The sequence below is a fragment of the Devosia sp. XGJD_8 genome, from assembly GCF_046614475.1.
Taxonomy (GTDB): domain Bacteria; phylum Pseudomonadota; class Alphaproteobacteria; order Rhizobiales; family Devosiaceae; genus Devosia.
This window is the reverse complement of record NZ_JBKJHF010000001.1, coordinates 3,111,355-3,125,074: the sequence shown is the minus strand read 5'-3', so window position 1 is coordinate 3,125,074 and position 13,720 is coordinate 3,111,355. Positions and strand designations below refer to the sequence as shown.

Here is a 13,720-nt window from a genome sequence, read left to right as displayed (position 1 = left end):
GGAAATGAGCGTCATTCCTGGCAGGGACCTGGTGTCCACGATCAACCGACTGTTCGATCGCAGCATTGGCGCTGCGGACCTGTCACCGCATGTGCGTGGCAAGCTGCTGCGCCAGCAACTAGATTCGGTGGGCCGCATGATGCCCGCGCTGGTGGTGGCGTCGCTGGTGGTGATGGTGACCGTGCTGGCGCTGACCTGGCAAACGGCCATGTTCCTGCCGCTGCTGGCGGTGGGCGGCGTGATGGCGCTGATCGGTCTGCACAGTGTCTCGCTGACAGTGGACTGGCGCCGCAGACAGGTCTCGGTGCGGCCGCCTGCATCGGCAAGCCGCAGCGTGATCTATGCAGCGGTGCTGGGCACTTTGTGGGGCGTCGTGCTCACCGTGCTGCCACTCGAACAGGACGGGACGATGCGGGGCGTCGCGGCCCTGGGTGTCAGCGGACTGCTGTGCATCGCCATGATGGCGCTGGTCAATTATCCACAAGCCCTGGCGGCCCTTGCCGTCCCCATGGTCCTTGGTGGGCTCGCCGCCATGTTGGGGTTGAGTTCGACGCTCGACACCTGGATGCATAGCGCATTGCTGATCGGCCTCACGCTCGTCATGGGCGTGATTGCGCGCCACCACGCCGCGGCATTCGTGGCGCATCGGGGCGCCGAGGCGCTGGTGCGGGAAAAGGGCGAGATCATCGGCCTGCTGCTGCGGGAATTCGAGCAGGGGGCCACGGAGTGGATCTGGGGCTTTGATGCGGCTGGCGCCATCAACAGCATGTCGGCTGGCTTCACCGCGGCGACCGGGGTATCCGAGGCGGCGCTGAAGGGTGCCGATTTCGTCGATTTCCTGCGCTGCATCACCCCGCCCAATGATCCCCTGCTGATCCATCTGGAGCGTGACATTGCGGGACGGCAGGCATTCCACAATGTGGAGCTGCGGGTGACGGCGGATGGACGGGAATGCTGGTGGAGCCTGACGGGCAAGCCGGCTTTCGACGAGGCGGGAAACTACACCGGCTATGTCGGCGCGGGAGCGGACGTGACCGAACGAAAGGCGGCCGAGCAGCGCATTGCCCTGCTGGCACATCATGATGCCATGACGGCCCTGCTCAATCGCACCAAGTTCACCGAGCAGCTCAACAGTTGCGTGGCGCGGCTGGAGCGCTATGGCACCGCGTTTTCGGTGCTGTTCATCGACCTCGACCAGTTCCGCGCGGTCAATGACAAACGGGGCCATATGGCGGGTGACCGGCTGCTGGTGCAGGTGGCCAAGCGCATGCAGGCCATGGTGCGCGGCACCGATTTCGTGGCGCGGCTGGGTGGCGATGACTTTGCCATCATCCTGCCCAATGACGGCAATGTCGACAGCGCGAGCGGATTGGCGACGCGCCTGATCGAACAGATCGGCCATCCCTATCTGCTCGATGGCGAGCCGGTGAGCATCGGGGTCAGCATCGGCATAGCTATCGCGCCGCTCAACGGGAGCCGGCCAGACCAGATCCTGCGCCATGCCGACATGGCGCTCAATCGGGCCAAGGCGGAGGGCGGCTCGGTCTTCCGCTTCTTCGAGAACCAGATGGATGCCGAGGCACGGCAGCGCCGCGTGCTGGAAGTGGAGTTGCGCGATGCGCTGCACAAGCATGAACTGGTGCTGTATTACCAGCCGGTGGTGTCTGCGAGCGATGAAAGCCCGATCGGCTTCGAGGCGCTGATCCGCTGGAACCACCCCAGCCGCGGGCTGGTGCCGCCGGCCGAGTTCATCCCGATAGCCGAGCAGTCCGGCCTTATCGTCGAGATTGGCGACTGGACGATCCAGCAGGCCTGCATGGCGGCTGCGAGCTGGCCCGAGCATCTCGGCGTGGCGGTCAATGTTTCCCCCAACCAGTTCCACCGCTCGGACATTGCCATCATCGTGCAAAGGGCGCTGGCGGTTTCAGGGCTCGCCCCCGAGCGGCTCGAAATCGAGATCACCGAGGGGCTGCTGCTGGAAAAGCCCGACGAAGTGATCGAGAAGCTGAGCGAGATCAGGGCACTCGGCGTGGCCATTGCGATGGACGATTTTGGCACGGGCCAGGCAAGCCTGGCGCACCTGACGGCGTTCCCCTTTGACAAGATCAAGATCGATCGCGCCTTTGTCGGCGCTTCGGACGACGATGCCGTGACGCGGGATATTCTCAAGGCCATCGCGGCACTGGGCAAGACGCTGGGGCTCACCATCGCGGCGGAGGGCGTCGAGACCAAGGCGCAGGCGGACTTCCTTTCCGCCATTGCCTGCCAGCAGCTGCAGGGCTTCTACTTTTCCCGCCCGCTCGACAGCATGGACCTGCCGCACTACCTGCTGACCCATGTGCTGACGCAGGCGCCGGCGCTCAAGGCGGCTGCGGAAGCCAAGCTGGCGGGGCTGGCCGGCTAGTCTTCCAGCAGGTAGGCGCCGGCGCGGGCCGGCAGGACATCTGTGCCGACGATCTTGGCGATGCTCGCCCCGCGAACCACGTATTTACCCGATACGCGCGACAGCACGAAGCCATCGGTGCCGGCCAGGATGGGGCGGCGGGCGATGAAGGCGTCGGGGCCATCCATGGCAATGAGATCGGCGATGGGCTGGCCCTTGCTGACGCGATCACCGAGTCCGACGTGGTAGGCGAGCAAGCCGGGTGCATCGGCCCGGAGGACTTCCGTGGCCTCGAAAGGTGTGGGCGCCGGAGCCGGCGACGGGCGCTGGCCCGGCTCGGCGGCGATGAGGCCGCGGCTGGCGAAGAAACCGTAGAGCCCCGCTGCATCCTCCTGGCCCATGGCGTCGAAACTGTCGGCACGGCCGCGATATTCGAGCGTCGCCGTTTCCGCGCCGGTCGGAATGGGGTGGCCGGGATGGGCGAGACGCGCCTTGCGGTAGAGCATGGGCAGGACTTCGTCGAAGGAGCCGCCGCCGCTGTCCTCGGCCGTGAGGGTGGCCGCGACACCCGTCCAGTCGGCAAGGTCCTGCAGGCCGGGCATCAGCTCGGGCGAGGTAAAGATGTGCTTGAGGCTGTCATCGTCGCAGTGGAGGTCGAGCACGATATCGGCGGCGACGGCGGATTTGAGCACCAGGAGGCGGAGCTGCTGGATGGCGGTTGCCGGGCGCTGGGAGTCGATCCAGGCCAGGACGGCCGCGCGGATGGTGGCAAGATTGGCGGCAGGATCGGCGGTGAGCTTGCCGGCGATGGCAGCGGCGATGTGCGGATAGAGGTCGGGCCAGCGGCGGTTGTAGTTGACGCCGGTTTCGATGTCGTAGCGGCCGATGTGATGGCGCAGCGAGAAGTTGGCGAGGCCGAGCGGATTGACCGACGGGAAGATGGTGAAATGGGCCTTGAGCTGGCCGGCGGCATCGGCATCGCGCAAGCGGGGCAGCAGATGGTGCAGGGCCATGGTGCCGGGCTGTTCGTCGGCATGGAGCGCGGCCTGCAGGTGGACGCGCGTGGGGGCGTCGGCGGGGCCGGCCGTGTAGCAATAGAGCTCGGTCGCCGCGCCGGGCGTATCGCCGGCCAGCACCGTGCGGTGCAGTTGGAACGTCATGTCAGATCCTCAGCGCAGCCATTTGGGTGCGTAGCGCAGGCCCGGCGCCGCCGGCATATGGCGCATCAGTCGGCGATAGACCAGCCCGAACAGGAAAAAGATCACCAGCGACACGACGAGGAAATAGAGCGCGGCGACGGAGAAATGCAGGAAGGCATTGTAGTCGCGCTCGAACAGCTCCTTGGCGGTGATCATCAGGTCCTTCTGCATGCCGATGACCGGCAGGGCGAAATAGACGATGCAGGTGGCGTGGAACAGGAAGACGACTTCGTTGGTATAGGCCGGCCAGGCCAGGCGGATGAGATTGGGCCAGATGACGTGGCGGAACTGCTGCCGCCCGGACATGCCATAGGCGCGGGCGGCCTCGATTTCACCGCGCGGCACGGCGCGCAGGGCGCCGTAGAAGATTTCGGCGGTATAGGCGGCGGTGTTGAGGGTCAGCACCAGCGGGCCGATGAACAGCGGGTGCAGCACGAACCAGGATATGCCCCAGGGTTTCCACACGGCAACGTTGAAAGACAGCGCCAGCGAATAGAGCATGAAGAACTGGATGAAGAGCGGCGAGCCGCGGAAGGCATAGACATAGCCGCGGCTGAGCCGGGAAATCAGCGGATTGGACGAGGCCTTGCCCAGCGCCAGCAGGACCGCAAAGACGAAGCCGAGCGGGATCGAGGCGGCGGCGAAGTAGATGTTGAACAGAACCGCCGGGGCGAAAAGCCCGAGTTCGTTGAGGAAGGTGTCCATCAGCGCGCCTCGCTCAATATGCCGCGGCCGGCGCGGCGCATGATGGCGTTGAAGGCCTTTTCGGAGAGCAGGGTCACGAGGATGTAGAAAACAAAGAGCACGAGATAGTAGCGCCAGCGCCAGTCATCATGGACCAGGCCCACGGCAGGCAGGAAATTGGGGGCCCCAAGCCGATCGGCCCAGAGCACGATGTCGGCGATCTGCAGCAGCGACAGCAGCGAGGTCGCCTTGACGATGAGCATCCAGACATTGGACAGGCCGGGCAGGGCATAGACCCACATCTGGCGGATATGGACGCGCCAGAGCACTTGGCTGGCGCTCATGCCATATGCGCGGGCGGCCTCGAGCTGGCCTTTGGGCACCGATCGCAGGGCGCCATGGATGACATTGGTGGCAAAGGCGCCATAGACCAGGCCCAGCGAGACGGACGCGAGGATGAGATATTCGGGCGTGCCGAGGAACCAGTTGGCCTCCTTGCAGGGTGGCCAGGCGGCGGATTGGGCCGCAATGGTTTCGGGCGTGCAGACCTGGCCGGCGATGAACCATTCCACCGCCTGCTCGAAGGCAAGCGGGAAAAACAGGAAGAACAGCACGTCCGGCACGCCGCGCACGATGGACGAATAGATCGTGCCGATGAGGCGCAGGGGCAGGAAGCGGGAATTCTTGAGCGTCGCACCAGCAAGGCCGAAGATAACCGCCAGCATGCCGCCGGCAAGTGCTGCGAAGATGGTGAACTGAAAGCTCGCATACCAGGTGAGATGCTTGCCGTTGGTGATGTAGCTCAGCCAGAAGGCGAGGTCTTCGCTCATGGGCTGAGGGCCTTGTCGGCGTGCATCAGGGCAAGTCCTTCGAACGGCATAGGGGCTCCCGTCACCCCCTCCCAACCTCCCCCATCAAGGGGGAGGTGCTGCATCGGGGATGTGGCACGATACTGCCGAGCCCACTGCTCCGACACCTCCCCTTTTCAAGGGGGAGGTTGGGAGAGGGTGGGCGGCAGGCTCAATGCTTGCGGCTAGTCAGCGAAATACGGCCCGCGGCCTTCGAACCACTGGGCGATCAGCTTGTCGACGGTGCCGTCGGCCTTCAGAGCAGCCAGGGCGTCGTCGAACTTGGCCTTGAGCTCGGCTTCATCCTTGCGGAGACCGGCGCCAACGCCATTGCCGATCATCACGTCTTCGCCGACGAATTCCAGCGCGCCGCTGGAAGCACCGACGACGGGCTCAAGATAGGCGCCATCGGCGAGGATGGTGTCGAGATTGCCGGCAGCGAGGTCAGCCATGGCCTGATCGGCTGTGCCGAAGGAGACCACGGTGTTGGTGGCGCCGAGATTTTCTTCGGCATAGGCGGCCTGGATCGTGCCGCCCTGGACGCCGACGCGCTTGTCTTCGAGGGCGGACGGGTCAATGCCAGCGCCGGCAGCGGCGACGAACTTGGACGGATCGGGCGGGAAGTAGTTGTCGGAGAAGTCGATAGTCTCGAGACGCTCCTCGGTGATCGACATGCCGGCCATGATCACGTCGTAGTTGCCGGCCAGCAGGTTGGGGATGATTGAATCCCAGTCATTGGTGATCCACTCGCAGGTGAGCGCGACCTGGGCGCAGATGGCATTGCCCAGATCGATTTCGAAGCCGGCAGGTTCGCCCGCATCGTTGAGGAAGTTCCAGGGTGCATAGGCGCCTTCGGTGGCGATGCGCACCGTTTCCTGCGCCTGGGTGGCGGAACCGAGGGCCAGGATGGCCGCTGCCGCGATGATGAGCTTCTTCATCTGTTTCTCCGTTTGCTTATTCTTGTCGTTGTGCCCGTTGGCTGGGCCTGGTCATCAACGCTGCCTAGGTGTGGCTGGCCGCGTTGAGGAATTGCTTGAGGCGCGCCGACCGGGTGGCGCCGAATACCTGTTCTGGGGGGCCTTCTTCCTCGATGAGACCTTGGTGGAGGAAGATGACCCGGTCACTCACCGAGCGGGCGAATTCCATGTCGTGGGTGACCAGAACCATGGTGCGGCCCTCGTCGGCCAGGACCTTGATCACGCGCAGCACCTCGACCTCGAGTTCGGGATCGAGGGCGGACGTGGGCTCGTCAAAGAGCATGACGCGAGGATTGATGCAGAGGGCACGGGCGATGGCGGCGCGCTGCTGCTGGCCGCCGGAAAGCTGGGCCGGATAGCTGTCGGCCTTTTCGCGAATGCCGACCTTGGCCAGCATGGCGAGAGCCTCTTCCTCTACTTCGTCCCTGGCCCGGCGCTGCACGACGAGTGGCGCTTCCATGACGTTTTCGAGGATGGTCATGTGGGCCCAGAGATTGAAGCTCTGAAACACCATGCCCAGTTCGGAGCGAATGCGCCGGATCTGGTTTTCGTCGGCAATCTGGCGATGGGGCGCCGTGCCGCGCAGCTTGATCTCCTCGCCGTCGATGGCGACGACCCCGCTGTCGGGCACTTCGAGCATGTTGATGCAGCGCAGCAGGGTGGACTTGCCCGAACCGGATGAGCCGATCAGCGATACGACCTCGCCCTCACGGGCGGAAAAGGAAATACCCTTGAGCACGTCGAGGGCGCCGAACGATTTGTGCAAGTCGCGAATTGCCACGACGGGCAATGTGTCCGCAATTGCAGGGGCAGTTTGCGCCATACTCACCATGGTCCGCCGAAGCGGGCACCTTCCTGAACGGCGACTGCCTTTTTTTGAGGCTGGCAGTCTTGACCGCCGTCAAGAAAAGCAAAAGCGCATCAGATAGCAAGCGGAAATGATGGTAGCCCACGGCCAAGCGCTGCGATATCGAAGCGCAGTCGTCGGCGGGAGCGGGCATGTTCTATCTATTGGCCAAGCTGTTCTGGGTGGTTGCGCAGCCACTGAGCATCATCGCCCTGCTGATGCTGATCGGCCTTGTGCTGTTCGCTTTGGGGTGGCGGCGGCTGGGCTTTGCCGCGCATGCCGGGGCGCTCGCGGTGCTGGTCCTGTGCGGATTTACCTCGATCGGCGTGCTGCTGATCCGGCCGCTGGAGGAGAGGTTCACCCGGCCGTCACCGATGCCGGAAACGATCGACGCCATCATCGTGCTGGGTGGCTCGACACTGGCGCGCGTCAGCACCGCGCGCGGCGTGGCCGAACTCAATGATGCCGGGGACCGGCTGACTGACGCGGTCGTGCTGGCCCGACGATATCCGGAGGCGCGTATCGTTTTTTCGGGCGGGGGCGGCTTGCTGGAGCCCAGTGGGGAGCCCGAGGCGGCGACGGCCGAACGGCTGCTGCTGGCCATGGGGATCGCGCCGGAGCGGCTGGTGCTGGAAGATCAGTCGCGCAATACGGATGAGAATGCCGACCTTACTGCAGCCCTTCTGGGCGATGATACCGGAACCGCGTTGCTGGTGACGTCGGCCTTCCACATGCCGCGGTCCGTGGGGCTGTTCCGGCGGGTCGGGCTCGAAGTCATCCCCTGGCCGACGGACTACCGCAGTTCGGGGCAGGAGCGATTCGGGTTCGATCTTGCCAATCCCGTGCACAACCTCAACACGGTCAGCATCGCGATGAAGGAATGGATCGGGCTGGCCGTCTATCACTGGACAGGACGGATCGATTCGATCCTGCCGGCTCAGACCTCGAACTGATCGGCGGGCACGACCAAACGATAGCGCACGCTGTCGGGTTCGATGCGGAATTCGGCGGTGCCGCCCACTGACAGAGGGACAATGCGCTCAAGCACCAGGGTGCCGAAGCGCGGCTCAAGGGCCGCCTTTTCGGCGTCGATGCCGGCTTCCTGCCACTCGATGACGAGGTCCGCCTCCTGACCCTCATGGGCGACGATCTGCGCATCCACCCAGACATGCCCGGCCTTGCCGTCAGCCAGGGCACCATGCAGCACTGCATTGGCCCCGAGCTCGTGGATTGCCAGGCCAATATGCAGGGATGCGTTGGGACCCAGCAACGGGTTGGCCCCGGTTATGCGCGCCTCGGCCAGAAGTGACGAGCCGACGCGGGTGAGCTGCGAGGTCACGAGGGTATGCAGGTAAGTGCCTCGCCAATTGCTGTCGGTAACAAGATCCTGCGTGCTGGACAGAGCATGCAGGCGGCCGCGGAACTTGTTGAGGAAATCCTGGATGCCGCCACTGTGGTGGGCCGTCTGCATGGCCACGGACTGCACGATGGCCAGCAGATTCTTGGAGCGGTGGCTGACCTCGCGCAACAGGGAGGCGACTGCCAGTTCACGAGCCCGGGTCTCGCTGATATCGGCGATGACGGCGATGATCCCGTCGTCGTCGGGGATGAGACGCGCTTCGAAGATGCGGCGGCGCAGCCCATCCTCGAGGCTGAATTCAATCAGCTGTTCGGTGCGGCTGGTGCGCACGCGGTCATGGGCAGCGGCAAACTGGCTGGCGGTGTCAGGTGGAAATATATCGGCCTCGCGGCGGCCGACCAGGTCTTGCTTCGGCCAGTCCGGGGGCAAATTTTCCACAAGGTCAAAGCGGTGCTCGTTGTCCTGGTGCAGGACGCACACACCTCTGCCCCGCAACCCTGCGGACAAGGCGCGCAACCTCATCGGCGATGGTGGTTCTGGAAGGGGCGGCATGAACAATACTCGTTACATTTGGCTCGCGAGCCGGAAAAAACATGGCCCCGCCACTGGCGAGGCCATGGGTAGAAGCCCGATCGGCAAAGCTCCACTCAAGTCCGTCTGATGAAGCCAATAACCAGCGAGATAACCAGAAAGGCGAGAAACAGAAAGAACAGGATTTGCGCGATGCCAGCCGACGCACCGGCTATGCCGCCGAAGCCGAGCACGCCCGCAATCAGGGCAATCACGAGGAAGACCAATGCGTAGTAGAGCATGTCATTCTCCATGTTGAAAATCGCTGCCCGGACAACGGGCTGCACGGTGGCTGGTTCCTGTCCGGACAAGAAAAAGGCCGGGAAAACCCGGCCTTGGAAGCGATGTGATTGAAACGACGGACGCGATGTCAGGCGGCTGCGCGCGAACCTTCGTCGAAGAACAGCGCCTGGCTGATCAGTGCCTTGACCATGTCCGGGTTGAACGGCTTGGTGACAAGGAAAGTCGGCTCGGGGCGTTCGCCGGTCAGCAGGCGTTCGGGGAAAGCGGTGATGAAGATCACCGGCACGGAATGGCTGTTGAGAATGTCGTTGACCGCATCGATGCCCGAGCTGCCATCGGCAAGCTGGATATCGGCGAGGATCATGCGGGGCTGGGTCTGGGCGAAGAGATGGACCGCTTCCTTGTGGGTGCGGGCAACGCTGACAACCTTGTGGCCAAGGCTCTCCACCAGCTGCTCGATATCCATGGCGATGAGCGGCTCGTCTTCGATGATCATGATCTCGGTCGCCACCTGGCGGGAAATCTCGATCGACGCCTCGTCGAGGAGGGAAGCGAACTCGGCTTCGGAAACTGAGAGGATCTCGGTGGCCTGGGCATGGGTGAAGCCTTCGACCGCTACAAGCAGAAATGCCTGACGGGGGCGGGGAGCGAGGTTGGCCAGATTGCTGGCGGCGCGCATTTCCCATGCGAAGGACGACGTGGGCTGTGGCACCTTGACGGCCGAACTCGAAAAGAGTGCGGAAAACAGCTTGTAGAGCGCAATGCGATCATTGCTCGCCTCGGGAAACAGCGAGATGTCGGCTATGAGAGCTTCCAATGTGGCTGCCACGTAGGCATCGCCCGAGGTCTGGGACCCGGTTACAGCGCGAGAAAACCGCCGCAAATACGGCAGGTGCGGAGCAATCCGCGTGGACAAAGTCATTAGTATGAACTCCCAGTGACGCTTGAGGCTCGTGGATAGCACGAAACCACAAAACTCCGTTTCTCAAACAAAGTTCCTGACTGTGCGGAACTTTTTTTCAGGCTATGCATTCTCTCGGCCAATGTGGGCAATCTACAATTCGATGGTCTAGACACGGCATGATGAAGGACAAACTGGTGACCCAGCAACGTATGCGGACGCAGGCGGGGCGGGCAGATGATGGGCTGGGTCCGAATACGGATATCGGCGCACGACTGCGCGCGCTTTACGGGGCGGTTCAGGACGAAGGCGTACCGGAGCAGCTGCTCGACCTGCTGGAAAAGCTCGACAATGCCGAGCAGGCGCAAAAATCGAAAAGTGCCTCGCGTGACGGAGAATAGCGGCATGAGTGCCGAACCGACTTCGTTCAAACGCGAAATGCTGGCAACCCTGCCAAGCCTGCGCGCCTTTGCCGTGTCGCTGACCGGCAAGCATGACAAGGCCGATGACCTGGTGCAGGACACGGTCATGAAAGCCTGGGCCAAGCAGTCCAGCTTCGAAATGGGCACCAATATCAAGGCGTGGCTGTTCACCATCCTGCGCAACGAGTTCTATAGCCAGATGCGCAAGCGCGGCCGCGAGGTGCAGGACAGCGACGGTGCATTTACCGAGCGCCTGTCGGTGCATCCCGCCCAATATGGCTCGATGGACATGCAGGACTTCAAAAAGGCCCTGTCGCAACTGCCCGACGACCAGCGTGAGGCAGTGATCCTGATCGGCGCATCCGGCTTTTCATATGAAGAGGCTGCCGCGATCTGCGATTGCGCTGTCGGTACGATGAAGAGCCGCGTGAGCCGGGCGCGCACGCGCCTGCAGGACATCCTGCAGATCAGCGGCGAGGCCGACTATGGGCCGGACGCAGTGTCTGCCCAGGTGACCACGACCAACCATAGTTTCTAGCAACGGCTGGCGAGTGCCCTTTGTACGGCGCTCGCCAGATCCTCCTCCGGTATCGGCTTGGTGACGAAGACACCCGGCGCGGAGGAATGCAGGCTCAGGTCTGCGGTGGTCAGCACCACGGGTATGCCCGCGCCGACCAGCGTTTGGTGCAGCTGCTGGCCTAGCGGATCACCGGCGCGCAATTCCACGATTGCGAGTGCGATATCGGGCCAGCTGGCCTTCAACTGATGAGCCTCGGCGGCGTTGCGGGCGAACAGAGTCTGCCCGGCGCCCAGCGTCTCCAGCATCCGCTGAATGTCGAGTGCGATCAGGAATTCGGCCTCGACGATGAGAGCGGGCCGTCCGTTGAGCATTGTGTTATCCGCAACCATGCGCGCACTCATGCTGCCAGCGGACGAGTCTGTCATTTAAGTTTGACATGTGCGGGAACGGGTTCTTCCCGGCTGCGTTGCGCAGTTTCCTGCCCTCCAGCGTCAAGCGGTGAATCTTGAGTCTCGTGCTGCCAAGTTCCGGGCGAAGGGTGCCATGCGAGCAGTGCCCGTTGCGGGCCATGCCCAGCTTCCGTGAGTTTGAACCGCAGGAATTGCGGTTTGTGTCCTCCTTCAAGACCGGTGAACTGGTGGCCGAAACCGGCACCACACTGCTTTCGGAAGGTAGCCATAGTGCGCATCTCTACACGCTGCTGTCGGGCTGGGCCTTCCGCTACAAGACGCTGCCGGACGGGCGGCGGCAAATCCTCAACTACATGCTGCCGGGAGACCTGGTGGGGCTGCAGGGGTCGGTGATCGGCGAGATGCAGCATTCGGTGGAAGCACTGTCTCCGCTGGTGCTCTGCGTGTTCCAGCGAGACCGGCTGAACGAGCTGTTCCGCAACCATCCCGGACTGGGCTTCGACATTACCTGGCTGGCAGCGCAAGAAGAGCGGATGCTCGATGATCACCTGCTCAGCCTCGGCCGGCGGAGCGCCGTGGAGCGGGCTGCCTACCTGATTGCATTTCTCTATCAGCGCGCGGCCGCAGTGGGCCTGTCGACGACGCGCGTGGTCTATCTGCCCATCACGCAGATGCATGTTGCCGACACGCTGGGGCTCTCCATCGTTCATACCAACAAGACGCTGCGCAAGCTGGCCGACCGGCAGCTCATCCGCTGGCTCGACCGATCCTGCGAAGTACTCGATGTCGAGGGGCTGATGGAGCTGGCGAAGTGGGACGGGCCACCGGAACGAAAGCGGCCGCTGATATGAGCCAGGCTGCAGCCTCAAATCTGCCACCGGCTTCGGCCATGTGGGGGACGCAAGTGAACAGCGTGCCGCGGGCGCCCAACAGATGACGGTGATGAATATAACAGGACCGATCAGCTACAGGCCGGACGTGACATCGAGGCGGCGTCTGCTGCATGGCCTTGCCGTGTTCGTTTCGCTCGCCCTGGTCATGCTGGCGGCTCTTGCTGCGTTGATCCTGGTGGAGGGTATCAACCGCCAGATCAACGACGTGCTGCACACCTATGAGGTGCGCAACCAGGCGCGCGAACTGACCATTGCGCTCAGTGAGGCGGAAAGCAGCGAACGTGGGTTTCTGCTGACGCGCGACCAGACCTATCTCGAGCCCTATCGGCGGTCTGCCGCCTCGATGGGCACGCGGCTCTTGTCGCTGACCAGCATCATCCAGGACGATCCCGCACAGGCGGCCCGGGTGCGCAGCATTGCCGCCGGCGTCGCGGCCCGGACTGAGGAAATGGCGCGCACGATCGAACTGGTCGAGGCGCAGCGCATGGGCGAGGCGCGCACGCTGATCGAGACAGGCGAGGGTGAGCGGCTGATGGACAGCCTGCGGTCGATGCTGGGGCAGTTCATCACCGAGGAAAACCAGAAGCTGTTCGAACGCAACCAGCAGATCGACGAGTCGCGGCGCTGGCTGGTCGGGGCGATCATCGCCGCCCTGGCAGGGGCGGTGCTGCTGGCCTACATGCTCTTCATCCGGGCGCAGCGTGAGATGCGCTCGCTGGCGCGCAGCAAGGATCAGCTGGCGAGCGAGAACGAAGTGCTGGAAGCCCACGTGCTGGACCGGACGCAGGCGCTGGAAGAAGCGCGCGCCCATGCCGAGCGGGAGCGGCAGCGCGTCGAGGCATTGCTGCAGGATGCCAACCACCGGATCGGCAACTCCCTGGCAACCGTGTCGTCGCTGCTGGGACTACAGCTGTTGCGCAGCAAGTCCGAGGAAGTGCGCGCGGCGCTCGAGGCGGCGCGCTCGCGCGTCCATGCCATCGCTTCGGCCCACCGCCGGCTGCGGCTGGGAGATGATCTCGAGACGGCCAGCGCGGACGAGTTTCTGGAGGCCGTACTCGAGGACATCGCGTCGACCGCAACCGACGCCAAGGCCGTTTCGATGGTGGGGCGGTTCGAGCCCATCGTGGTCAGCGCCCGTGATGCCACGACCCTGGGCATCCTGGTGGGCGAACTGGTGACCAATGCACTCAAGCACGCGTTTCCCGACGGGCGCAGCGGCACGATCGAAGTGACACTCAACCGCGACGCGAGCGGTGTGCCGACGCTGAGCGTGGTGGATGACGGCGTCGGGCTGGCTGAAGCGCATGGGCTGGACGAGAGCGGCCTCGGGTCGGTGATCGTCAAGCAGCTGGCGAGCCAGTTCGGTGGCCAACCTCAATATGAGCGGCGTGCAAAGGGCGGGCTGAGCGTCAGCGTGCCGCTGCCCGGCATTGAAGCCGTTTCACACACAGCGGTCGAGTGAC

15 protein-coding genes are annotated in these 13,720 nt (G+C 63.8%); 6 read left to right on the top strand and 9 right to left on the bottom strand.

From position 1 onward, the window contains the following. The first annotated feature begins 4 nt into the window (after positions 1-4). Entirely contained in the window at positions 5-2,404 is a 2,400-nt protein-coding gene (locus tag ACLI1C_RS14945) for a putative bifunctional diguanylate cyclase/phosphodiesterase (protein WP_411397990.1), read from the top strand. Here the strand turns inward: ACLI1C_RS14945 and ACLI1C_RS14940 are convergent. The 5 genes from ACLI1C_RS14940 to ACLI1C_RS14920 all read right to left on the bottom strand — a co-directional run bounded on the left by ACLI1C_RS14940 (position 2,401) and on the right by ACLI1C_RS14920 (position 6,914). Beyond that, positions 2,401-3,543 carry a succinylglutamate desuccinylase/aspartoacylase family protein gene (locus ACLI1C_RS14940; protein ID WP_411397989.1) on the bottom strand — a complete coding sequence of 381 codons (1,143 nt, stop codon included), beginning with the start codon at positions 3,541-3,543 and terminating at the stop codon, positions 2,401-2,403. The two genes, ACLI1C_RS14945 and ACLI1C_RS14940, sit on opposite strands and share 4 nt — an antisense overlap. A 9-nt stretch (positions 3,544-3,552) precedes the next feature. Beyond that, positions 3,553-4,287, bottom strand: coding sequence for an ABC transporter permease (locus tag ACLI1C_RS14935; RefSeq protein WP_411397988.1), 735 nt, complete (start codon positions 4,285-4,287; stop codon positions 3,553-3,555). Then, positions 4,287-5,096, bottom strand: a complete 810-nt coding sequence (locus ACLI1C_RS14930) for an ABC transporter permease subunit (protein ID WP_411397986.1) — start codon at positions 5,094-5,096, stop codon at positions 4,287-4,289. The genes ACLI1C_RS14935 and ACLI1C_RS14930 overlap by 1 nt, the downstream gene beginning before the upstream one ends. Positions 5,097-5,299: 203 nt before the next feature. Beyond that, positions 5,300-6,052 (bottom strand): transporter substrate-binding domain-containing protein, encoded by a 753-nt coding sequence (locus ACLI1C_RS14925; RefSeq protein WP_411397984.1) that lies wholly within the window; start codon positions 6,050-6,052, stop codon positions 5,300-5,302. 64 nt (positions 6,053-6,116) lie between these two features. After that, on the bottom strand, positions 6,117-6,914 hold the full coding sequence (locus tag ACLI1C_RS14920; protein WP_411397983.1) for an ABC transporter ATP-binding protein: 798 nt from the start codon (positions 6,912-6,914) through the stop codon (positions 6,117-6,119). A 176-nt stretch (positions 6,915-7,090) separates the two neighbouring features. On the opposite strand from ACLI1C_RS14920, the gene ACLI1C_RS14915 reads away from it, so the two are divergent. Then, entirely contained in the window at positions 7,091-7,891 is an 801-nt protein-coding gene (locus tag ACLI1C_RS14915) for a YdcF family protein (protein ID WP_411397981.1), read from the top strand. Here ACLI1C_RS14915 and ACLI1C_RS14910 read toward each other — a convergent pair. The 3 genes from ACLI1C_RS14910 to ACLI1C_RS14900 all read right to left on the bottom strand — a co-directional run bounded on the left by ACLI1C_RS14910 (position 7,876) and on the right by ACLI1C_RS14900 (position 10,033). Next, on the bottom strand, positions 7,876-8,778 hold the full coding sequence (locus ACLI1C_RS14910) for a sensor histidine kinase (RefSeq protein WP_411397980.1): 903 nt from the start codon (positions 8,776-8,778) through the stop codon (positions 7,876-7,878). The genes ACLI1C_RS14915 and ACLI1C_RS14910 overlap by 16 nt on opposite strands. 167 nt (positions 8,779-8,945) lie before the next feature. Further along, on the bottom strand, positions 8,946-9,110 hold the full coding sequence (locus tag ACLI1C_RS14905) for a DUF1328 domain-containing protein (RefSeq protein WP_411397978.1): 165 nt from the start codon (positions 9,108-9,110) through the stop codon (positions 8,946-8,948). Between the two features lie 128 nt (positions 9,111-9,238). After that, the gene (locus ACLI1C_RS14900; RefSeq protein WP_411397977.1) at positions 9,239-10,033 is read right to left on the bottom strand and encodes a response regulator; all 795 of its coding nucleotides are present in this window, start codon (positions 10,031-10,033) and stop codon (positions 9,239-9,241) included. A gap of 158 nt (positions 10,034-10,191) precedes the next feature. On the opposite strand from ACLI1C_RS14900, the gene ACLI1C_RS14895 reads away from it, so the two are divergent. Together ACLI1C_RS14895 and ACLI1C_RS14890 are read left to right on the top strand one after the other, a co-directional pair. Then, positions 10,192-10,413, top strand: a complete 222-nt coding sequence (locus ACLI1C_RS14895) for a NepR family anti-sigma factor (RefSeq protein ID WP_411397976.1) — start codon at positions 10,192-10,194, stop codon at positions 10,411-10,413. Positions 10,414-10,417: 4 nt separating this feature from the next. Continuing rightward, positions 10,418-10,972: an RNA polymerase sigma factor gene (locus ACLI1C_RS14890; RefSeq protein ID WP_411397974.1), complete on the top strand. Its 555-nt coding sequence runs from the start codon at positions 10,418-10,420 to the stop codon at positions 10,970-10,972. On the opposite strand, the gene ACLI1C_RS14885 is transcribed toward ACLI1C_RS14890, so the two are convergent. After that, positions 10,969-11,343 (bottom strand): hypothetical protein, encoded by a 375-nt coding sequence (locus ACLI1C_RS14885; RefSeq protein ID WP_411397972.1) that lies wholly within the window; start codon positions 11,341-11,343, stop codon positions 10,969-10,971. The genes ACLI1C_RS14890 and ACLI1C_RS14885 overlap by 4 nt on opposite strands. A 116-nt stretch (positions 11,344-11,459) precedes the next feature. On the opposite strand from ACLI1C_RS14885, the gene ACLI1C_RS14880 reads away from it, so the two are divergent. Beyond that, complete coding sequence (locus tag ACLI1C_RS14880; protein ID WP_411397970.1) at positions 11,460-12,215, top strand: Crp/Fnr family transcriptional regulator; 756 nt, start codon at positions 11,460-11,462, stop codon at positions 12,213-12,215. Positions 12,216-12,306: 91 nt separating this feature from the next. Continuing rightward, positions 12,307-13,719, top strand: a complete 1,413-nt coding sequence (locus tag ACLI1C_RS14875; protein WP_411397969.1) for a sensor histidine kinase — start codon at positions 12,307-12,309, stop codon at positions 13,717-13,719. Position 13,720: the final 1 nt, after the last annotated feature.